This window comes from Rhodococcus yunnanensis NBRC 103083 (genome assembly GCF_001895005.1).
Lineage (GTDB): Bacteria > Actinomycetota > Actinomycetes > Mycobacteriales > Mycobacteriaceae > Rhodococcoides > Rhodococcoides yunnanense.
This window is the reverse complement of sequence record NZ_BCXH01000004.1, coordinates 121,597-143,262: the sequence shown is the minus strand read 5'-3', so window position 1 is coordinate 143,262 and position 21,666 is coordinate 121,597. Positions and strand designations below refer to the sequence as shown.

The 21,666-nt window shown below is 62.9% G+C and carries 17 protein-coding genes; 4 read left to right on the top strand and 13 right to left on the bottom strand.

Annotated features, from left to right (window positions below; translation table 11 throughout):
• Window positions 1-9: 9 nt before the first annotated feature.
• The 4 genes from RY1_RS08940 to RY1_RS08925 all read right to left on the bottom strand — a co-directional run bounded on the left by RY1_RS08940 (window position 10) and on the right by RY1_RS08925 (window position 5,968).
• A complete protein-coding gene (locus RY1_RS08940; RefSeq protein ID WP_281249964.1) occupies window positions 10-1,518 on the bottom strand; it encodes an AMP-binding protein in 1,509 nt (502 codons plus the stop codon).
• Between the two features lie 13 nt (window positions 1,519-1,531).
• Window positions 1,532-2,485 (bottom strand): quinone oxidoreductase family protein, encoded by a 954-nt coding sequence (locus RY1_RS08935; protein WP_072803181.1) that lies wholly within the window; start codon window positions 2,483-2,485, stop codon window positions 1,532-1,534.
• Window positions 2,486-2,533: 48 nt separating this feature from the next.
• Window positions 2,534-4,879, bottom strand: a complete 2,346-nt coding sequence (locus RY1_RS08930) for a CaiB/BaiF CoA-transferase family protein (protein WP_072803180.1) — start codon at window positions 4,877-4,879, stop codon at window positions 2,534-2,536.
• A gap of 81 nt (window positions 4,880-4,960) precedes the next feature.
• Window positions 4,961-5,968, bottom strand: coding sequence for an LLM class flavin-dependent oxidoreductase (locus RY1_RS08925; protein WP_072803179.1), 1,008 nt, complete (start codon window positions 5,966-5,968; stop codon window positions 4,961-4,963).
• Window positions 5,969-6,092: 124 nt separating this feature from the next.
• Here RY1_RS08925 and RY1_RS08920 point away from each other — a divergent pair, with 124 nt between their 5' ends.
• Both RY1_RS08920 and RY1_RS08915 read left to right on the top strand, forming a co-directional pair.
• On the top strand, window positions 6,093-7,367 hold the full coding sequence (locus RY1_RS08920; protein WP_245819564.1) for an amidohydrolase: 1,275 nt from the start codon (window positions 6,093-6,095) through the stop codon (window positions 7,365-7,367).
• On the top strand, window positions 7,364-8,599 hold the full coding sequence (locus RY1_RS08915; protein WP_084727274.1) for a multidrug effflux MFS transporter: 1,236 nt from the start codon (window positions 7,364-7,366) through the stop codon (window positions 8,597-8,599). Before RY1_RS08920 ends, RY1_RS08915 begins: the two co-directional genes overlap by 4 nt.
• Here the strand turns inward: RY1_RS08915 and RY1_RS08910 are convergent.
• From RY1_RS08910 to RY1_RS08880, 7 genes are read right to left on the bottom strand one after another with little or no spacing between them, the layout of a single operon-like run.
• A complete protein-coding gene (locus tag RY1_RS08910) occupies window positions 8,567-9,418 on the bottom strand; it encodes an alpha/beta fold hydrolase (RefSeq protein WP_218019780.1) in 852 nt (283 codons plus the stop codon). The two genes, RY1_RS08915 and RY1_RS08910, sit on opposite strands and share 33 nt — an antisense overlap.
• Window positions 9,415-10,638: an amidohydrolase gene (locus tag RY1_RS08905; RefSeq protein ID WP_072803178.1), complete on the bottom strand. Its 1,224-nt coding sequence runs from the start codon at window positions 10,636-10,638 to the stop codon at window positions 9,415-9,417. Before RY1_RS08905 ends, RY1_RS08910 begins: the two co-directional genes overlap by 4 nt.
• Window positions 10,635-12,065, bottom strand: coding sequence for an amidase (locus RY1_RS08900; protein ID WP_072803177.1), 1,431 nt, complete (start codon window positions 12,063-12,065; stop codon window positions 10,635-10,637). The genes RY1_RS08905 and RY1_RS08900 overlap by 4 nt, the downstream gene beginning before the upstream one ends.
• Window positions 12,066-12,079: 14 nt before the next feature.
• Complete coding sequence (locus RY1_RS08895) at window positions 12,080-13,753, bottom strand: dipeptide ABC transporter ATP-binding protein (protein ID WP_072803399.1); 1,674 nt, start codon at window positions 13,751-13,753, stop codon at window positions 12,080-12,082.
• A complete protein-coding gene (locus RY1_RS08890) occupies window positions 13,753-15,336 on the bottom strand; it encodes an ABC transporter substrate-binding protein (RefSeq protein ID WP_072803176.1) in 1,584 nt (527 codons plus the stop codon). Before RY1_RS08890 ends, RY1_RS08895 begins: the two co-directional genes overlap by 1 nt.
• A 58-nt stretch (window positions 15,337-15,394) precedes the next feature.
• Window positions 15,395-16,264, bottom strand: coding sequence for an ABC transporter permease (locus tag RY1_RS08885; RefSeq protein WP_084727273.1), 870 nt, complete (start codon window positions 16,262-16,264; stop codon window positions 15,395-15,397).
• Complete coding sequence (locus tag RY1_RS08880; RefSeq protein ID WP_072803397.1) at window positions 16,261-17,268, bottom strand: ABC transporter permease; 1,008 nt, start codon at window positions 17,266-17,268, stop codon at window positions 16,261-16,263. Before RY1_RS08880 ends, RY1_RS08885 begins: the two co-directional genes overlap by 4 nt.
• Window positions 17,269-18,873: 1,605 nt before the next feature.
• On the opposite strand from RY1_RS08880, the gene RY1_RS08865 reads away from it, so the two are divergent.
• Both RY1_RS08865 and RY1_RS08860 read left to right on the top strand, forming a co-directional pair.
• Window positions 18,874-19,755: an alpha/beta fold hydrolase gene (locus RY1_RS08865; protein WP_072803173.1), complete on the top strand. Its 882-nt coding sequence runs from the start codon at window positions 18,874-18,876 to the stop codon at window positions 19,753-19,755.
• Window positions 19,752-19,934: a hypothetical protein gene (locus RY1_RS08860; RefSeq protein WP_072803172.1), complete on the top strand. Its 183-nt coding sequence runs from the start codon at window positions 19,752-19,754 to the stop codon at window positions 19,932-19,934. Before RY1_RS08865 ends, RY1_RS08860 begins: the two co-directional genes overlap by 4 nt.
• 73 nt (window positions 19,935-20,007) lie before the next feature.
• On the opposite strand, the gene RY1_RS08855 is transcribed toward RY1_RS08860, so the two are convergent.
• Together RY1_RS08855 and RY1_RS08850 are read right to left on the bottom strand one after the other, a co-directional pair.
• Complete coding sequence (locus tag RY1_RS08855) at window positions 20,008-20,889, bottom strand: DUF5996 family protein (RefSeq protein WP_371829457.1); 882 nt, start codon at window positions 20,887-20,889, stop codon at window positions 20,008-20,010.
• A 57-nt stretch (window positions 20,890-20,946) separates the two neighbouring features.
• Entirely contained in the window at window positions 20,947-21,525 is a 579-nt protein-coding gene (locus tag RY1_RS08850; protein WP_072803171.1) for a TetR/AcrR family transcriptional regulator, read from the bottom strand.
• Between the last annotated feature and the right edge of the window lie 141 nt (window positions 21,526-21,666).

Below are 21,666 nucleotides of genomic sequence, written 5' to 3'. Positions count from 1 at the left end.
TGCCGACATCTACGTAGTGCGTGTCGGGAGATAGCCGACCAGAACTGCATCCCACGTATCGGCGCCCACACCGGTGGCGGTCAGCTCAGTCTTGCGAACCTTCCCGGTTTCTGTCAGCGGAAGCACGTCGACGACGTCGACATAGCGAGGTAGCGCGAAATACGGCAACTGAGGCTCTCCGAACCGAAGCAGGTCTGCCGGGTCGAGTTCGGATCCCGGTCGCAGGACAACCGCGGCCATCACCTCGTCCTCCGCCAGATCCGATGGCACCGGATACACCGCAACCTGGATGACGTCGGGGTGGCAGCTCAACACGCCCTCCACCTCGGCCGAGGAAATGTTCTCGCCTCTGCGCCGAATGACCTCCTTGATCCGGTCGACGAACCGAAACCAACCGTCGGATTCACGGATCACCCGATCACCGGTTCGCCTCCAGGACCGAGGATCCGGCTCCGCTTCTCCGAGATAGCCTGTCGCGAAGGCGCCCTCGCGACACGAACGCACCTCCAGTTCTCCCGCCGAACCATCCGGCACCGGGGTGTCGCCGTCGACGACTCGAGCGTCGTACCCGGGGCGAACTTTCCCGAGATAGCCCGGTCGCAGTTCCGACAGCGAATTGCCGACGACGAAATTCGTTTCGGTACTACCGAACCCGTCGATCAGCGTAACCCCGAACCTCGTGCCGAACGACGAGTGCAGATGCGCCGGGGTTGCCGGCGACAACGCTCGCCGCACCGAGTGCGCGCGATCCGAGTCCGACACGGGCGCCGCATCGAGCATCGCGACCATCGCCCCGAGCAGGTACATGACGGTCGCACCGGTCTCGGCTGCATCGTGCCAGTGCCTGCGGACCGAGAATCGTGTGCCCACCGACGCCGTGGCGCCTGCGACGAATGCCTGGAACAGTGTGTTGATCGCGTTGGTGTGGAACAACGGCAGACAATTGAACAACACATCGCCCGGTGCCAGCTCCAGCGCTCGGCCGACGCTCTCCCCCCAGAACAGGTTCTGCGCATGCGGGCATCGCACGCCCTTGGGTGGTCCGGTCGTGCCGGAGGTGAACAACACCATCGCCGTATCGAGGGGATCGATGTCCGCCGGAGCAATCGCGTCGCAGATGCCGGGTCGCGGCGCGTCGTCGTTGCCGAGGACCCACAGCCGATCGCGGTAGCCCAACTCCCGCACGCGCTCGGCGTGCGCGCCCTCCGCAATCATATGTCGCACAACGGAATCCCCGAGAACGTGCGTCAGACTGTCCCCACGCAGCTCTGGGTTCAACGGCACTGCGACGGCGCCGATCCATGCGCAACCGAGAAGCACGTCCACCAGTTCAACCCGGTTGCCCATCATCGCCGCCAGCCGATCACCCTGCCGCACCCCACTCGCGTGCAGGGCACCGCCCATCGTCGCTGCTCGCTCCGCCAACTCGGTGTAGGAGTACGACACACCCGACACGATCATCGCCGCTGAGTCCCCGCACTCTGCAGCTCGAGAACGCAGCAGCGCGGGGATTGTCACCGAGGAAGGAAGGCTAGGAACTGGGGATGACGACTGCACGACCACTGACTTTACCCTCGCGCATCGATGTCAGCGCGTCGGCGATGTCGTCGAGTGCAAAGCGCTGCACCGTCAGTACCAGCTCACCCGAGACGAGCAGCTCGATCAGTTTCGGGGCAAGTTCAGCCTGCCGATCTCCTTGACGCATCATGTTCACCGGCAGCAGCCGGACGTCACTGAGCAGCCAATTCGGTAGATCGACAAGCAGTTCCGTCCCCAATGTGTAGCCCACGAGCGCTGCACGACCTCCTGGCACGATCACCTTCAGTAGATGCGGAAGAATATCGCCGCCGAGGGTGTCGATCAGCACATCGGCGATGGGTTCGGTCCCCAACAATTCGGCGAGCGCTTCTCCGCGCCCCACGACGGTACGGACTCCCTTGGGCACCAACGCCACCTGATCCTCGCGAGGAACCACACCGATCACCTCGGATGCACCTGCAAGCAACGCGAGTTGCGCAGCCATCGCACCGACGGCTCCCGATGCACCAGCGATGATCACACGCTCGCCGGCTTGCACCTGAGCGACGTCGTTGACCGCAACGTAGCCGGTGGTGCTCGGCAGGAAGAAGGTCGCGGCGATCGCTGGATCGAGTCCTACGTCGAAGGATCGGAGCGCCGAATCCTTGACCACGACGTATTCCGCCCAGCACCCGTTCTTGAACAGGCCGATTCCACGTCCACGCACGAGCACCTTCGACCCGATCTCGAACGTGTCCGACTCCACCACGATGGCGGCCCCGTCCGTTCCACCGATATGCGGCAGCGTGGGCTTGACACCGAACGTTCCACTGGCGACGGTCATATCGAGATGACCGAGAGCTGCTGCTTCGATCTTGACGAGCGTCTCACCCTCCGCCCGAATCGGTGTGTCGACCTCTTCGACGACCGGACTCTCACCGTAAGCGTGTAGGACTGCAGCGCGCATTGTTTCTCCTCGAGATTGTGTGAATCGATCCATGTCCGACTTCGGTTCTCACCGCAGAATGCCGGCCGCTTCCAGCCCGTCGATGTCGGCCTGCGCATAGCCGAGAACAGAGCGCAGAATCTCGCCCGTGTCGGCGCCGAGAACAGGCGCAGCAGTGCGTACCCCACCCGGGGTGCCCTGCATCCGTACCGGCGTCCCCTCGTGCAGGAAGGCCCCTGCGACAGGATGATGAGCGGCGACGTAGAACGATCGCTCACGCAAGTGAGCATCGAATTCCACCAGATCACGGCCGTCCTGTACTGCGCCGGCGGCGATCTCGGCTCGCTGCAACTGCTCCTGCACCATCGACGCCGGGCGGACACTCGTCCACGCGGTGATCGCCTCGGAAATCTCGAGGTCGCGTAGGCGTCGGGAATCCGGTGATGCGAGCGAAGGGTCGCCGATCCAGTCCTCGCGTCCGACGATGCGGCACAGGGCGTCCCACTCTCGGTTGTCGCGAATCGCTAAGGCACACCATCTGTCCACTCCCAGACAACGGAATACACCGTGCGGGGAGAAACGTCGGTGAGCATTGCCGATAGGCGCTGAAATCTCACCCGCACCGGTGGCGGTGACGACACTCGTACCCATGTGCGACGCCATCGCCTCCAACTGCGAGAGGTCGATGTGCTGGCCGCGGCCGGTGCGCTCCCGATAGTCGAGGGCTGCGAGGATGCCGAGCGCCGCCTGCAGGCCTGCGACGATGTCGCCGTGCCCGTAGATGACACCGATGACGTCCTCGGCCGACCACCCGGTCAGAGCCGTGAGACCGCTACTGGCAGAGACGATATCGGCATACGACACCCAGTCGCGTCGGGGGCCTGTGTGCCCCATCCCGGACATCGAGGTGTAGATGATTCCCGGTCGGATCTTCTCCAGCTCCTCGTAGCCGAGGCCCATCTTGTCCATGACCGACGAGCTGAAATTCTCCACCACCACATCACTCACTGCAACCAGGTCACGGAGTACCGCAAGGCCTTCCGGTGTCTTGGTGTCGAGGGAGATGCTGCGCTTGTTTCGATTGACGTCGTTGAAGTAGCCGCTGGTGTTCGGATCGTCGTGTGCGTCTCGGGACAGATGCATGAACGGAGCGAACCGTGTCGGGTCCGGACGCCCGAGCGACTCGACCTTGATCACCTCGGCCCCGTGGTCGGCGAGGATACGAGTGCAGTACGGACCTGCCAGCACCCACGTGAGGTCCAGGACTCGAATACCGTCGAGCGCCCGCGAATCCGTTGCGGCCCCGCCGACCGGTCGGCGGACCTGTGCGCGCGACTCCGTGAGCAGCCCCTGGTCGGCGCCGAGTTCGGGCGCGATCAGACGTCCTGGTCTGCGGCCCTCGGGAAAAGCGAATCCGAAGCCCAGATCCCTGATGGTTCCGTCCGCGGTTTCCACATCGACGAAGAAGTCACGATCGTTCAGTTGCGGATTGCGCAACGTCTCGTCGGGCCGATCGACGGCAGCCCACGGCAGGCGATGCTGTTGTGCGGCAGCTGCGAACTCTTCCTTCGGCCACTTCGACAGTATTCCAGCCAGGACGTCGAAGATGTGTTCCTGCTCGGCTTTTCGAACACGCGGGTCCATCCAGCGTGGGTCGCCGAGGTCCTCCTGCGCGCCGATCTCCGTCAACCACTTCACCAGCGCATCCCACATGCGAGGGCTACCGCCGAGACCCCCACCGAGACGGCCGTCCGCGGCGTCGAACAGGCCGTGTGGGACCAGAGGATGAACCCGCCCCGGTCGGGGAGGAACCCGGTCCTCGTGCACGTACGCGAGCACGCCCGCTTCCAGACTCGCCGCAACACATTCTTGCGCAGCGATATCGACGAACTGTCCAGCGTGGCCGCCGCGTCGGGCAAGAACACCGAGCACCGCGCCGATCGCCGCGTTGACACCGGTCAACTGCTCCGCTTGCCCTTCCGGTAGCAACAGCGGCGGCCCATCCGGGTCTCCGACCTGCGCCATCATCCCGCCGAGTGCGGCGACCGTCAGATCGGTGCCGACCCAGTCGCGCCGTGGACCGGTCGTTCCGAAGGGGGTTGCTCGCACATACACAACATGTTCGGGCGCCTCGACCGGTGCACTGTTCACCGGTCTGCCGTCGAGGACGACATCGGCGGAGGCGAGCAACGCCGTCAATGCTCGACGGCCCTCGGCGGTGTTCTCGTCGAGGGCCACGGAGGACTTGCCTGCGTGCCAGTGAGCGAAGCCGCGGCCTCCGAGCTCGCGTCGCGTCTCGTCGCCGTCGACCGGCTCGACCAACACGACCTCGTAGCCGATTCCGACCAGCATTCGCCCGGCCGAGCGGACGAATGGGCCCGACAGCTCGATCACCCGAACTGCATCTTCGCTCACGTGAAACTCCGTTTCGTCTGCCGCTGCTGACGCACTCAACGTAACCGCCACCCGCACGTGGAAGGAACAGTCCGGGACCGCTCAGTGAACCAGGTAGGCCGCAGCGAAGCTCTCCATCAGCGCGAACGGCAGGTCGTAGGAACCCACGTGCTGCAGAAGCACTCTGCTGATTCCGGCGTCGGCGGCTGTCTCGATTCCGGCGCTGACCTCCTCTGCAGTTCCGAACAAACAGAACTCCCGCGCGTACTTCAGCGCGTCGGCATCACTGATCCACCGTCCGCACACATCGACAGCAGTGTCCCAGTCCTCGGCGTGGATCAGATCCGGGTATATCCCATCGACGGAGGCGGGCACGGTGACGTGAATATCCGCACGCTCGAGCGAGCGTCTGCCGCCGTGCTGTGCGATACCCGCCACGATGGGTTTGAGTGACCGCGCATCCTTTTCGATGTCGTCGCTGATCGCGCAGAAGGCTGACGCAGTGATCGGTATCGGCCCGCGGCCGACAGAGTCGGCGCCCGACTGCACCAGCTCCACACTGTCCTTCAACGCCGACTCGGACACACCGCTGAGCAAGATCGCACCATCGGCCACTTCGCCTGCGAACCTGAGATTCTTGGGACCGGTTGCCGCGACGAGCACGGGAAAGTCGGTCGGTTCTCTGAGCCGAGACTGCACCGAGCCGAAATCGTACGTCTGTCCCTCGCTCAATGTTCGAATCATCGACATGCCGTCTCGAAGGGTGCTTTGGGTACTCGCGCGCATGCCGATGGGTTCCACCGAACTGTTGCCCGTCCCGATACCGAGCGAGAATCTGCCGACAGCCTGTTCGGCCACGGTCCGTGCGGCAGATGCGACGACACTCGGGTGTCTGGTCACCACGTTGGTGACTGCTGTTCCTATGCCGAGCGTGCTGGTGGCAGCGGCACAGGCACCGGCAACCATGAATGCATCGCGCCACAGCAACTGCGAGTCGGGAATCCACACCTGGTCGAAACCGAGCGATTCGGCGACACGTGCTGCATCTGCCATGTCCGGTACCGGCCGACACGCTGGTAGTCGCACACCGACCTCGATCCTGGTCGTCATGATGTTCTCCTCTCGAACCGAATTCGGACAGATCCGGACTCTTTCCCACCACAGCAACAGTCACAACAGGTGTGGTTCACTGATCAGACCCAAGACGTTGCGTCCACGAATGCACACTGCAACCGTGCATTCAACTGCACTAGCGTCGACGCCGAAGGATGGCCAGAAGTTGAACAGCTCCGTCAACGTTTCCGATTTCGCTCTGAGCAAGGAGATCGTCGAGGCGATCCGCGACGACATCACCGCAATCGAATCCGAGTTGTTCGACATCAGCCACCGGATCCACGCTCGCCCCGAACTTCGATTCACCGAGCACTTCGCGAGCGAACTGTTGGTCGAGGTTCTGCGCCGAGAAGGGTTCGACGTCGAGACCGGAATTGCCGGACTTGCAACGGCATTCGTCGCCGCATACGGATCGGCAACCGACGGACCCACCGTCGCGATCTTCCTCGAGTACGACGCGCTAGAGGAGATCGGGCACGGCTGCGGACACAACGTCATCGCGGCACTCGGCCTCGGCGCCGCACTCGCAGTCAGACGATGGCTCGGCCGCACCGACACCGGACCGGGCAGACTGCTCGTCGTCGGCAGTCCAGGAGAGGAAGGCGGCGGCGGGAAGAATCACCTCATCGACGGCGGAATCATCGACGACATCGACTTCGCCATGATGATGCATCCCGAGGGCGAGAATCTCGCTGCCATGGCGACATTGGGCCGAGTCGCACTCGAATTCGACTTCGAAGGCAAAGCCGCCCACGCAGCAGTAAGCCCCCACCTGGGCCTCAACGCACTCGACGCGACCGTCCTCACACTCAACGCCATCGGCCTACTGCGCCAACAACTACCCACCGACGCCCGAGTACACACCATCGTCACCAACGGCGGCCAGGCAACCAACGTCATACCGGAACACAGCACCATCCGCGCCTACATCCGCGCCGAAGACACCGAATACCTCGTCGACCAACTACAACCCAGAATCGAGAACTGCGCCCGCGGAGCAGCACTCGCCACCGGAACCACCGTCACCATCACCACACAATCACCCACCTACGCCGCCCTCGCACCCAATCCCGTCCTCGCCGACCTGATCGAAGATGGCTTCACCATGGTCGGACGACGATCCGAACCCACTCGTACACATGCATTTCCAGGGTCGACCGACATGGGCAATGTCAGCCAGATAGTGCCGTCGATCCACCCGTGCATCGAGCTCGTGCCAGGACTGGGGATGCACACTCGCGCTGCCGCAGAAGTGGCTGTGGGCCCCGAAGGGGACGCGGCAATCGTGGACGGTGCGTTCATTCTCGCCGGCGCTGCCATCCGGCTCTTTCGATCACCGGACCTCGCGCATGCCGTCACACAGTCTTTCACCCCGGGCATCCGGGTCGGAGTGTGAGTTCGGACGGCCCGAGTCGAACCACACACCCCACCCTGACGTCCGGCAACACGACAGGACGCTCCACCGTTGCACTGGTGCTGATCCTCGGCGCACTGACTGCACTCGGACCGCTGACGGTATCGCTGTATCTTCCGGCGCTACCGACAATCGGTTCGGAGCTGGGCGTGACGGTGGCCTCCGTGCAGTTGACACTGACCGGGATGTTGCTCGGTCTTGCGTTGGGTCAGTTGATCATCGGTCCGTACTCGGATATCCGAGGACGTCGACGGCCGATCATCGTCGGCACGACGATCCACATCGCGGCATCGGTCCTCTGCGTCTTCGCCACGACAGTTCCGTTGCTGACTGCGTTTCGCGTCGTACAGGGCTTCGGCGCAGCGGCGGCGGGCGTCGTCGCGATGGCAGTGGTGCGAGATCTCTATGTCGGTCGATCGGCGGCTGTGATGCTCTCCCGCATCATTCTGGTCATCGGAGTCGCGCCGATCATCGCGCCCTCTGTCGGCGGCCTTCTGCTGACAGTGATGCCGTGGCGCGGCGTCTTCCTGGTCCTGGCGTGCCTCGGACTCGTGGCCGTCCTGATCGCGGTGCTGGCGATGCCGGAAACATTGCCGGTTCACTCGCGTCGGCCGGCCGGCATCCGCGCGGTGTTCGGCAGCTATCGCACGCTACTCGCCGATCGGTCGTTCGCGCTCTACGTTGTTGTCGGCGGCATCGTGCGCATCGTGCAGTGGGGATACATCGCGGGGTCGGCCTTCGTGGTCCAGGTTCAATTCGGCTCCAGCATCGCCGTATTCGGCGCAATATTCGCCCTCGGTGCGGTAGTGATCACCGTGGCATCACAGGTGAATGTGCTACTCCTGGGTCGTTGGGCGCCGCTGCAGGTGACCATCGGCGCGCTCACAGGCGCCGTCGTGTCAGGAGTTGTCTTCGTGACGATGGCGGCGACCGACACCGGCGGACTGTGGGGCTTCGAGATTCCGCTGTTGTTCGTCCTGGCCTGCGTCGGGCTCGCCACGCCCAATGTCCCGGCTCTTGCGTTGACTCGTCACGGCGAGTCCGCGGGAAGTGCTTCTGCCCTGCTGGGATTCGCACAGTTCGCGGCAGCGGCGGTGGCCGCGCCGTTGGTGGGTGTACTCGGTGCCGACAGCGTGGCTGTGTCGACCGTCATGGTGTCGGGGTCCGTTTTGGCTCTCGGTCTACTGGTGGCGGGAGCCAGGAGGTTGCGTTGAACCGACCTGTGCCACGAATGTCGCGATCGCCTCGGCAAACGCTTCAGGGACGTGATCGACCGACGGAACCCCCGTTCCGGCGATGACGGTCTTCTCCGATCGCACCAGCCTGCGCTGAAGCTTGGGGACGTCGGGCAGTGAGAACGAGTCGAATTCACCGCATACCACCAGCGTCGGTGCGGCGACGAGGCCGATACGATCTTCCATCGAGTACGAATTGACCGCCACATGCCCCTCCTCCACTCGATCACCGACACGAAGCGCGTCCGCGACGAGACGCGCGAGCAGATCCGGGCGGTCATTCGGGTAGTACGGTTCACGCTTGCGCCACATCTGAGTGACGGGAGGACTGTCGGCGGAGTGATCGATGGCGTCGATCGGAGGCCTGGAGCGGACCGCGGCCCGACGTTCGGCGTCCACGTACGGCACACCGGACAGTACGAGAAACGCCACCCGCTCGGGTTCAGCTGCCGCTACTTCCATTCCGACGACCCCGCCGGTGTGATGCCCGACGATCCCGAATTGCTCGATGTCGAGGGCATCCGCCAAGGCGAGAACACCCGCCGCGAACAATTCGATCGTCCATGGCTCGGCGGGGCTGTCCGATGCGCCGAACCCCAAGGTATCCATCGCGATGATCCGATTGTGTTGCGCAAGAATCGGTATGACATCGCGATACTCGTCCCACGAGCGTGGTGTTTGATGGAGCAGGAAAATCGGCTCGCCTTCACCTGCATCGACGAAATGGATCTGGCCGAATGTCGTCGACGCGTAGTACCTGCGCAACTCCAGTCCGTACTGCCCTCCGGCGGATGTCACAGTCCCACCTTCACTCCGAGGTCGAACGCGGCACGCACATCGGCGATCAGAGATGGAGTCGAGAACAGCTGCAGGGCCGTCATTGCCATGATCTGGGCACCGTCGCGCACTGCCCGATCGCCGACCGGTCCTCCTGCGAGAGCCGCGGCCTCGCGATTGTGCATTCCCAGTCCCGGTTCGAACTCGATGTTGGGTTGGATCGATGGAACCAGCTGACTGACATTGCCCATGTCCGTCGAGCCTGGAAACACCTCGCCGCGCAATGATTCGACTTCTCGACCTACCCGCCGAAAGTTCGACTCGATCAGGTCGGCGAGGACGGGATTGGGTGCGAGGGCGGCGTAGGTGGGTGATTGTGTGGTGATGGTGACGGTGGTTCCGGTGGCGAGTGCTGCTCCGCGGGCGCAGTTCTCGATTCTGGGTTGTAGTTGGTCGACGAGGTATTCGGTGTCTTCGGCGCGGATGTAGGCGCGGATGGTGCTGTGTTCCGGTATGACGTTGGTTGCCTGGCCGCCGTTGGTGACGATGGTGTGTACTCGGGCGTCGGTGGGTAGTTGTTGGCGCAGTAGGCCGATGGCGTTGAGTGTGAGGACGGTCGCGTCGAGTGCGTTGAGGCCCAGGTGGGGGCTTACTGCTGCGTGGGCGGCTTTGCCTTCGAAGTCGAATTCGAGGGCGACTCGGCCCAATGTCCGCATTCCAGAGATGTTTTCGCCCGACGGATGGATGAGCATCGCGGCGTCGATGTCGTCGATGATTCCGCCGTCGATGAGGTGATTCTTCCCGCCGCCGCCTTCCTCCCCTGGGCTACCGACGACCAGGATCCGTCCGCACGGCGATTTCTGCTCCTCCATCCACTCTTTCGCGATCACGGCAGCACCGAGTCCCATGGCCGCGATGACATTGTGTCCGCAGCCGTGCCCGATCTCCTCGAGCGCGTCGTATTCCAGGAAGAATGCGACAGTCGGGCCATCCGCCGTGGACCCGAACTCACCGACAAAGGCGGTCGGGAGTCCTGCCACGCCGCGATCGACTCGAAAGCCATTGGCCTCCAGCGTATCAGCGAGCAATGCGGATGCAGCGAATTCCTCGAACCGCAATTCCGGCGAGGCATGAATCCGATGGCTGATGTCGACGAGCAGGTCTGCGTGGCGCTCGATACCCGCTCGCACGCTGGCTTCGAGCCGCGCGTCCAGCATGGCAACTGTCGTGTCGACGGTCATCGTTGGACCAATCCTGTCATCGATGGTACGTGGTGCGCCCAAGGCCGAGCGGCCTCGATCTGAGCAGCAGTGGTAATCAGCAGATCGTCCCGCCCGAATGCCGCGACGAGTTGCACGGCCAATGGCTCACCGGCGGGTGTGAACCCGAAGGGAATCGAAATAGCGGGCTGGCCCGTCGAATTGATCGGCGCAGTGTAGGTCAACACATCCACCGTCTTCTCGATACCGCCGGGTTCGGCCCACGGCCATCCCAGCGTCGGCGCGGTGGTAGCGAAGACCGGGGACAGCAACAGATCGAACCCCGATGCCCACCACTGACCCATTCTCGACCGAAGTCCGCCCAACCATCCGAGAGAATCGGCGAGATCGACGCCGGACATCTGACGACCACGGGTGTCCCAAAGTCTGGTCACCACATCCAACTCGTCGTATTCCAAGGTACGGCCGACTTCTCTCTCGATGGCATCGACGGCTTGCACCACCGTGACACTCAAGGAGTCGAAGAATGCTTCGAGATTGCGAGGGTCGAACATGGTTGCCGGATATGACTCCTCGACATCGTGACCCAAGTGCTCGAGCAGGCGAGCAGCGTCCGACACTGCATCTGCGACCTGCTGTTGGATCGGTTCGGCCGAACCTTCCGGCGTGGTGACGTAGCCGATTCTGAGCCGTGTCGGCTCCCGCGACAGCGCGCCGAGAAGTCCGCCCTCGATGGGCGCCGGCCGCCCCTGGTCGCCAGGCTCACCGCCGGCGAGCGCATCGATGATGCCTGCCGTGTCGCGCACCGTTCTGGTCAGTACGGCGGGCACACTGTGGCCCCATCTGTCGGCGGTGGCAGGGCCACTACTGATCAGCCCTCGACTCGGTTTGAGGCCGACCAGATGGCAGAACGCGGCAGGCATCCGAATCGAACCACCCCCGTCGCCGCCGTGCGCCACCGGCACCATCCCCGACGCCACAGCCGACGACGCACCTCCTGACGAGCCACCGGACGTCAGATCGAGACGCCACGGATTTCTGGTGACTCCGTATGCCGCGCTCTCCGTTGTCGACAGGACCCCGAGTTCCGGTGCCGCAGACCGCCCGAGAATGACGAATCCCGCCCTCTTCAGACGTGTGGTGATGACGGCATCGGACGTAGCTGTGGTCCCGAGTGCCTTCAGAACCACGTTGCCACGATCGTTCGGCTCGCCCGCCATCGCCGTGAGCCCTTTGAGCAGCGTCGGCACCCCGGCGAACGGGGCCGACGGATCGACACCGTCCGCCTCCTCGAGCGCCGCCTCGTACCGAGGATTGTTGACGGCGCCGAGCGTCGGATTCAGTCGCTCGATGCGTTCGATCGCATCCTCGACGAGCTCACGCGACGACCGTTCGCCCGTCCGCACCAGATCTGCTTGAGCAGTGGCATCGAGCCATTGCGTGTCCATGCTCTTCCTTTGCTTCAGGACGCGGTCGGTCCGATCGCTGCGCGGCGTCGGTGCCGTGGATCGACCGACGGAACCGCCGCGACGAGCGTTTTGGTGTACGGATGGGATGGATTGTCGAATACCTCAGCAGGAGTGCCGAGTTCGACTATCTCCCCTGCCTTCATTACCGCCACTCGATCGCTGATCGCTCGGACCACCGCAAGGTTGTGTGAAATCAGGATGTAGGTCAGGCCGCGATCACGCTGAATGCGTGCCAGCAACTCGAGAACCTGCGCCTGGACGGTGACGTCGAGAGCCGATGTGGGCTCGTCCAGTAGGACGACCTCCGGCGAGGCCACGATCGCCCGCGCGATGGCAATTCTCTGCTTCTGACCGCCCGAGAACTGGTGTGGAAGCCTGTCGCCGCAGTCCTGAGGCAAACCGACCTCACCTAGAACCTGGCGAACACGAGTGGCGTTGACCTCGGCACCGGTTGCCATCAGCGGCTCGCTGACCGACTTGTCCACCCTCAACCTGGGATTGAGCGATCCGGTCGGATGCTGAAACACCATCTGAACCGCGCTGCGGAATTGCTTGAGCTTGGCGCGCCCCATGCCGGCGTATCCGGTGTCTTCGAACGACACGGAACCCGTTGTCGGAGTCTCCAGCTGAATCAGGATCTTGGCCAATGTGCTCTTGCCGGAACCGGATTCACCTACGATGCCCAGCACTTCACCCCGGTGCACGTCGAGACTGATGTCGCTGAGTGCGTTGACCGTCTCGCGGCCGCTGCCGTACGACCGCGAAAGGTTCTGCACCGAGAACACCGGTTCGCCCTGGGGAGGCGAAGCCGCAGTGGATGTCTCGTCCTCGGCTGCAGTGCGCTCGATCGTCGGCACAGCCCGCAGCAACTCTCGGGTATACGCCGTCCGAGGACGAAGCAGCACGTCTTCTACATCGCCCTGTTCGACGATGGCGCCGTCGAGCATCACCGCAACCCGGTCCGCCGTCTGGGCAATGACGCCGATATCGTGCGAGATCAACAGGATTGCGATCCCGAACTCGTCCCGCACCGAACGGAACAGCTCGAGTATGCCGGCCTGGACAGTGACGTCGAGCGCGGTGGTCGGTTCGTCCGCGAGCAGAAGTTCGGGCTCGCCCGCAAGGGCCAATGCCACCGCTACCCGCTGCCGAAGACCGCCGGACAGCTGATGCGGATACTGTCTGACTCGCGTGCGCGCCTGGGGAATGCCGACCCGCTCGAAGAGATCGATCACGGCATCGGCGCACTCTCGTTTGCCGAGACCACGATGACGCTTGACCACCTCGGCGACCTGCTTGCCCACCCGCGTGCAGGGATCGAGTGCACCCATCGCGTCCTGGAAGACCATGGCAGCGCGTCGTCCACGAAGACTGACCAACTCGCTCTGACCCGCGGTGACCATATCGGTCCCACACACCGAGAAGCGGTCACCGTCAACGCGGGCCGAGCCGTCGAGCAGGCCCAGGCACGCCATTGCGACCGAACTCTTCCCGCTGCCGCTCTCGCCGATCAGGCCGACGATCTCACCAGGCTGGACGACCAGGTCGACACCCTTGACGCTAGGACTGCTGTCACCGTAGGCGATGGTGAGTCCTCGAATGTCCACCACAGGATCGGGCCGCACCTCGATGACCGAACCCGGTTGCTCCTGCGTCTCGGCGTTCATCAGCCGATCCATACATTCTTCGTGAACAGGCGCGCCGCGGCGAGGTCGGCGTCGAAACCGTGCACCCGCTCGCCCCACGCGTCGTACACGATGGGCGATGCATACGGAACCAGCAACAGTGCGTTGTCAGCGACGTACTCGCCGATCTCCTCGTACTTGGCGCGGCGGTCCTCGGTACCCGTGGTGATTCGTGCAGCTTCGTCCATCATCGACCACAGCTTTGGATCGTTCACCTTGGTTCCCGGTGCACCCTCGGCGAACCACAGGTCGAGGTATTGGCTCGGGTCCGCGTTGAGAGCGGAGTTCAGCGTGACGATGTCGGCGTTCCAGTCGCCGCCGGTAATCGCATTGACGACCTGGTTGAACGGAACCGTCTGAATCTCGAGGTTCACACCGATCACGCTGAGTTGCTGCTTCATCAACTCTGCAGTCGACACGGACTTCGGATTGTCCGAGCGAACCAGCATGGTCAGTGTGAGGTTCTCGGCACCCGCTGCGGCGAGAGCCTCCCGCGCGGCATCGGGGTCGTACTTGTAGTAGGGCGATTCGTCGCTGGCTTCGGTGCCGAAAGGATCCGCAGGCGGAATCACGTAACTGAATGTGCCCGTACCCAATGTCGCGACATCGATCATCTGTTCGCGATCGATTCCCATGCTCAACGCCCGCCGGACCTCGACGTCAGCGAGCGGCCCGTCGAGAGTGTCCAGCGCGTACCACGCGGTTCCGATGCCGTACGCCGGTCCGATGTTGACGCCGCGCCCTTCCAGCGAGTCTGCGTTGGTCGATGCCCGGACCTCGATCATGTCCACCGAACCCGAACCGATGGCCTGCACACGCGTCGCCTCGGCGGGGATCAGCCGGTAATCGATGCCATCGAGATACGGCTTGTCGCCTTCCCAGTAGTTGTCGAAGCGCACAGTCTTGATGAGCGCACCTTCGCGAAATTCCGACAGCGTGAACGGTCCCGTACCGTTCTCCGAGGTCTTGATCTCATCGGGTGTGCGACTCGTGAACCACGCCTCACTGACGATTCCCCCGCTCCACGGCTGCGCGAGCAAGGTGAGCAACGACGCCTGCGGCTCGTTTGTCTCGATCTCGATGGTCGAATCATCGACAGCGGTAACCGATTTGAGGTCGTAGAGGCGCTTGTACGGTGAGCTCTGGTTCGGATCGGCGATTCGATTCAAACTGAACACCACGTCCGATGGCTTCACCGCTTCCCCGTCGTGGAATGTGACACCGTCGCGCAACGTGAAGCTGTACTTGGTCTCCGACAGCTGCGTCCACTCACTCGCCAATCCGGGCTGTACTTCGTCGAAACTCGAGTTGATCGACAGCAGCCCCTCGTAGAACTGCGACACGATGCGTTTGGCGTCGAGTGCCTGAGCCAGCATGGGATCGAATCCGCTGACCGGCTGGGTGTCCTCGCCCACCACGAGTGTGCCACCACGTACCGGATCCCCGGTCGCCGCAGTCGCCGTGTCGGTAGTGCTCGCTGCTCCCGAACAGCCTGCGAGCACGATCGACATTACCGTGGCGGCGGCGAAGACCGCCGTCTTGGATCGCCTGGATGGGAACTTCATGAATGACCTTTCGTTACGCCAAAAGCGTTGACTGGAAATGAATGCTGGAGAGTGTGCGTCAGCGCGCAGCTTTGCGTTTCGATCCGAATCCCTCTCCGATGAGGCCCCAAGCGCACGACGTGACGAGCAAGGCAACGAACGGCACAAGCGGTAGCCACGGCGCTTCGACCATGTAGCTCTGGGATTCGGCGATCATCTTTCCCCAGCTCGGTGTCGGTGGCTGCACGCCGAGCCCTAGGTAGCTGAGGCCCGATTCCATCAGAATCACGATGGCGGCCGTGTTCGACAGCTGAACAGTGATGACCATCAGCACGTTCGGTAGCAGGTGCCGCACCGCGATGCGGAACGTGGACACGCCGGACACACGTGCCGACATGATGAATTCGCGTTCTCTCAGTTCGAGACACCTGGATCGCACGACGCGCGCGAAGTTCGGGACCGACACGACGGCGAGCACGATGACAAGAGTCGTGGTCGTGGGAGAAAATATTGCGACGACGCCGAGCGCGACGATGATGGATGGCAGCGACACCAGAAGGTCGATGCCGCCCATGAGTATCGAATCGACCTTGCCGCCTTCGAGCCCCGCGAGCAACCCGATTGCCGAGCCGACAACCATCGCAAGCAAGGCCGCGCACACGGATATGGTCAACGACGTGCGGGCTGCCTCACACACTCGCACGAAGTAGTCGCGTCCGAGTTCATCGGTGCCGAGCCAGTTGATCGAATTCGGTCCGGTGAAGGGGATTCCAGCAACTTCGGTGGCGCTGAACGGCCGAATGATTCCGACGAGAACGGACATCGCGAAGAGCACCAGCAGTATCGACACACCGACCGTCAGACCCGGGCGAGCTTTGACGAAGGCCCACAACGATGTTCGCGACTTGCCTGCGCGGACCGGCGGTGTGCCCGCTTTGTCGACTGTCATGAAGACCTACCTACCTTGGGATCGATCAGCGGATACAGCAGGTCGACTACAAGATTCATCACGACGTACACCGCGCCGAGCAGCAGGATGCACGCTTGGGTCACCGCATAGTCGTTGTTGTTGATTGCCGTGATGGTCAGCTGACCGATCCCGGGAATCGCGAATACGTTCTCCACCAGAATGGATTCGCCGACGATGCCCGCGATTTGCAGTCCGGCGATGGTGACGACCGGCGCAGATGCGTTGCGGAATCCGTGTCGAATTGTCGCCTGCGACCGAGTGCTACCAGTTGCCAACGCGGTTCGCATGAAGTCCTGGTCGTATACCTCGAGCATCGAGGTCCGCATGTAGCGGCAGATCGTGGAACCAAGCGGCAATCCGATTGCGAGACAGGGAAGAACCAAGCTCGCCAGGTTCTGAGACGGGTTCTCGGCAAAGGGCACGAATCCGAGAGTCGGCCAACCGGGGAAGGCCGTCGACGCGAGGAGTACCAACGCGACTCCGAACGCGAAGACCGGGGTTGCCATCCCCAGGAAAGTCGCACCCCGAGTGAACCAATCGAAAGGCTTGCCCTTCTTCATTGCGGCAACGAGGCCGAACGTGACTCCCCACAGGACCGAGACCAGCGTCGCACCGACAGCCAACTGCAGGGTGTTCGGAATTCGCGCCATGATCAACTCCCCGACGGGAAGTCCGTTGACGTAGGAAATTCCGAAGTCACCGCGCAGCGCATTGCCTATCCATGTGACGTACTGCGACAGCAGTGAACCGTCCAGGCCGAGATCTCGCGTGATCTGCGCCCGAGTTTCAGCGTCACTGTATGGACCTGCGAGAGTCTCGGCCGGATCGCCCGGGATCAGGTGCACGACACCGAACGCGAGAACCGACAGCAAGAACAGGACTACGAAGCCTCGTGCGACACGCGCGCACAGAAACCTGACAAGGGGTGGAGCTCGGAACGATTTGGTGACAGTGGTGCGAGCTCCTTTCAACGGTGAGGTCATCCGGAACTCTTCGGTTGAACCCTGAATCGAGCTCATATAGGGCCTCTTCTGCTCGCTGTGCGTCCCTGGGTCGATTGCCATCCTCATCCCCGGGAAGGTGAGCACATAGTGTCGTGGATCACTGGGCGGACCCAGTCGCATTTCAACGTGGACGCAAAACTAACCACTACGACCCCGTTGCTCGGACTGCACTGGTCCGCTCAACGGACCCGTTCAGAGTCGTTACGTGCGGGAAATAACCGCGCGGTCAGGAAATACGCACGTAACCCGTCGGGGCCTCGACCCGAAACGTGCTCCGCGTACGCCGATACGTTCCGGCTCGGCCCCGGCGCACGCCGACAGAGCCCGCATCACAAGAACTGGCTCTTCCTGCGGGTGTCGGCCCGGGGTCTGTACGACTGTCGAATTGCGGCCACGGGCGGCTCGGCGCCTGTACCCCCACAGCCGAGAAGATGCCCCGTCGACACGGGTTGGACACGTGTGCGGGTGCAGACTGGAAGAAGTCCCCGACTTCAGCCCATCGGGCGTATCAAGAAAGTGCTATCGCCTCGTAGCCGGCAGAACACCCCAGAATGGGCAAGACGGGCCGTGGGCAGTGAGGAGAAGCCACGTACGCACCGGATGGTCCTCTGTCGTAATCCACTATGAAGTGGACGGACAGGCTGCCGTCACTGCTCCGGAGGCCGAACTCGGCCTTGAAACTCTCCTCGGGACAGCCCTGTCCTGTGGCCGCGATCAGGTCGGTCCTGCCCCGGGGTTCTCCCGTCAGAAGCACCTGGTTCGGTTGCACCGTCACACAGTCGACATCGAAATTGGCCGACCTGAAAGTAAGAGTCAACCCAAGATCCTGCACACGGGGACTCGTCATGACGTAGAACCTGGAGTACCAGCGTGCCGGTTGCGGTTCTCCCGACGTCGGTGGGCCCGAGGTGGGAGGGCCGGGGATGAGTGAGCCGGACGACCCGGTCCCCCAATCCGGTAGTGATGGCAAAGGTGCGGCCGCCGCGGGAACCGACACGACACCGACGATCGCAGCGAAAACCAACACGAGAAGCCTCGACAACACAGTGCTCGTCGACGGACGCGACACAGGATTCTCAATTCCTCGAAGCCGTACGCTCCGACGCTCGTTCGTCACACCGACGAAAGCGACAATACGCAACGCGCCGGCGTGACGTGCACGCACTATGAAATCTCGCATCCGTTGAGCGGTATGGACCCCGAGCGCCAGTGCCTACGCACCGCCGAACGTCGGCGGAGCACACACATCGCCCGGAGAGTCCACAGTCCGTGCCATCATCGGGTGCGGCGACTATTCCTGGCCTACCGAGGGGACCGAATGTCACCTTCGCTCACGCCGAGGGGACCGAATGTCACATTCACTCACATCGCGGTGACCGAAGGCGCCATTCACCCACTCTGAGTGACCGGCTGTGACATTCGCTCACACCAAGGTGACCGAATGTCACATTCGCTCACGCCGAAGGGACCGAATGTGACATTCGCTCACCCCACACCGCCGGACATCTCACACGAATCGGGCGAGGTGGCGACGCGATTTCTCGCTAGTGTTATTCACTGATCAACGAGTGTCGAAGAGGAGCCATGGAGCAACTGAACGATGTCGGAGTCGTGACCACGGCGCGCGGACCGATCGAGTACGCGGTCCGCGGCACTGGCAAACCGGTAGTGGTGTTGCACGGTTCGCCGGGCGGCATCGACGCCGCTGACGCCATGGCTCGTTTCCTTCCCGCCGACGAGTTCCAAGCAATAATGCTGTCTCGGCCGGGCTACCTCGGAACCGAACTCGGCGATCGCCGCACCCCGCAAGAGCAGGCCGATCTGTACGCGGCGTTGCTCGACGAACTCGGAATCGAGAAGGTGGGCGTCCTTGCATGGTCAGGAGGAGGCCCGTCGGCATTCCGATTCGCCGCCACTCATCCGGAGAGGACGGGTGCGTTGGTGGCGATCGCGTGTCTGAGTGAACAGTGGACGAACCCGACACCCGACCTCTCATCACGCATCTTCCAAACCACCAGGGTGGGTGACTGGTTGATGAAGAAACTCGTGGAGCACCAACCTCTCCAGGTCATCCAGGGCGCCGTGTCCGATGAGAGTTCGCTCAGCGGTGATGAATTCGACGAGCACGTGAAATACATCGACTCGAATCCGGTGAAGAAGCAGTTCGTACTCGACATGGCGCTGACTGCCTCGCAGACCGGCCGCCGCAAAGCGGGATGGGACAACGATCTGATCCAGTTCGCCGAGACCGCCGACCCCGGATGGGCGTCGATCAACGCTCCCACTCTTCTGGTGCAGGGTAGTGCGGATTCCGATGTCCTACCGGAGAACAGTGCACACGCTCACGCCGGCATCACCGGCTCAGAACTGTTGACGTTGGATCGCGGCACACATTTTGCGTTCTACACTCATCCGGATTCCGACGCGGCGCAAGCACGAGCGATCGAGTACTTGCGCAACTGGTGATCCGCGGTGCCGATCACGACTCGACTCCCCGAACACTGGCATCGTCACAGAACCGCGGCGGCTCCACCTTCGTACTCGCCGCGATCATCCCGATAGCTCTGATCGTGGTCGCCTTCGAACGCACTCGCGCAATCGCAGATCAACGCACCGCACCCGCGGACGGCGAGACCGACCCATAGCTCGCACGAGTTCTGCACTTGATTTCGGCCGGCTCAGTGACGCGCGTCCGCGCCGGACCGTCGCACGTTCGTTTTAAGTCCACCCCGCCGTCTCGACGGCTGCACGGTGGGTCTGCCTGAGGAAGTCGAGAATCATGGTCTCGGGATCCGGAGCTTGCCGCACGAGGTGGTACGGCAGTACGTACTCGCCCAGTGCGGCATCCCAGTACGCGGGAGCTTGGACTGCCCGATGTGTGTCGTATCCGTCGGGGTGCGGGTACGCGTACGCGTAGAAAACGCCTTCTTCGGCGCCACCGGGCCAGTAACCAGCGCTCGAAACCTCATCGCTGTACGCCTCGTGCATGACCCAGTCCGGACAGTTCGGTACGCCACCGGGATGCTGGGGTGCAGGTCGCCCCGAGAACCGGGTGACGGCGAGATCGAATGCGCCCCAGAAGAAATGAACAGGTGACGACTTTCCACGAAACTCGCCACGAAACTTCGAGAAGACGCCGTGCGCGCTGACGAGAGAACGCCAGAAGCGAGACACAGCGTCGGCGTCGTACGAGGCATGCACGGTGTCTTCGGCGAACGGGGTCGCATCGGGCAGTTCGACGGGAGTTCCGACAATCGCGATGTCGAATCCCAGATCACGCAGGTGGCCGGCGTACTCGGCGTAGAAGTCGGCGACCGTCCGCGGTTTCAGCTTCATCCGACGGGTGCTGCCGTCGGTGACGAGGAACAGTAGCTCGTGCTCCAGGAAGTCGAAGCGGATCTCCAGTCCGCAGTTGTCGGCGGACATCAGGGACGTGGTGAGACCCCGCGCGTCCACGTACAGCGGAACTCCCCACCAGTGGTTCACTTCCGGCCCGAGTGCCATGCGCGTCTTGCCGACGATCTGAGTCCACAGCTGAACCGTGTCCCTGGTGTCGATCCACGAATCCACCGGCAGTGCGGGCCAAGTGTTGTTGTGCATTTCCATCATCGCCTCCACGAAAGTGCTCCTGGGTAATTTCTCGAAATCGAACGACCGCTAGCGAACACCGCTGAACGCGATTTCCAGAACGGCGTCGATGTCACTGGGTGCGATCGGCATCGAATGAAACAGCCGATACTCGATGACCCCGTACAGCACGTCACGCAGGGTCTGCACGTCTGCGTCGGCGCTCAACTCGCCGCGATCCTGAGCCAGCGAAATACGCGCCCCGAACGCTGCGACATTCGGTTCGATGATCTGGTCGGAAACGGCGCGCAACAGATCACTGTCGGACTGGCCGGCAGCGATCAAGCCTCGATAAGCTTGCCCGAAGCCGGTATTCGTGACCACGTCCATGGTTCTGATCAGTTGGGACCGCAGGTCGGCGACGAGGTTGTCGGTATCGGGAAACGCGACCACCGGATCGAGGCTGTGTGTAGCGGCTTCGAGCACCACCGCGCCCTTGGACGGCCACCATCGGTAGATCGTCTGTTTGCCGACGCATGCTCGCTTGGCAATCGCCTCGATCGAGACGTTGTCGTACCCCACCTCGCTGATCAGAGACATGGACGCATCGAGGATTGCACGACGTGAGCGCTCGTTACGCCGAGTTGGGTCGCTCGAGTTCGCGGGCATGCCAGAAACCCTAGCTGGATACGGCCGTCGGCGATACGGAACGGTTCGTCTTGACGCGAGACGGCCCGGTCCGTACCGTTTCTCATCGAACCGTGCAGCGATCGCAGGTCCGATGGACAGCTGACCTCCTTCATCTCGACC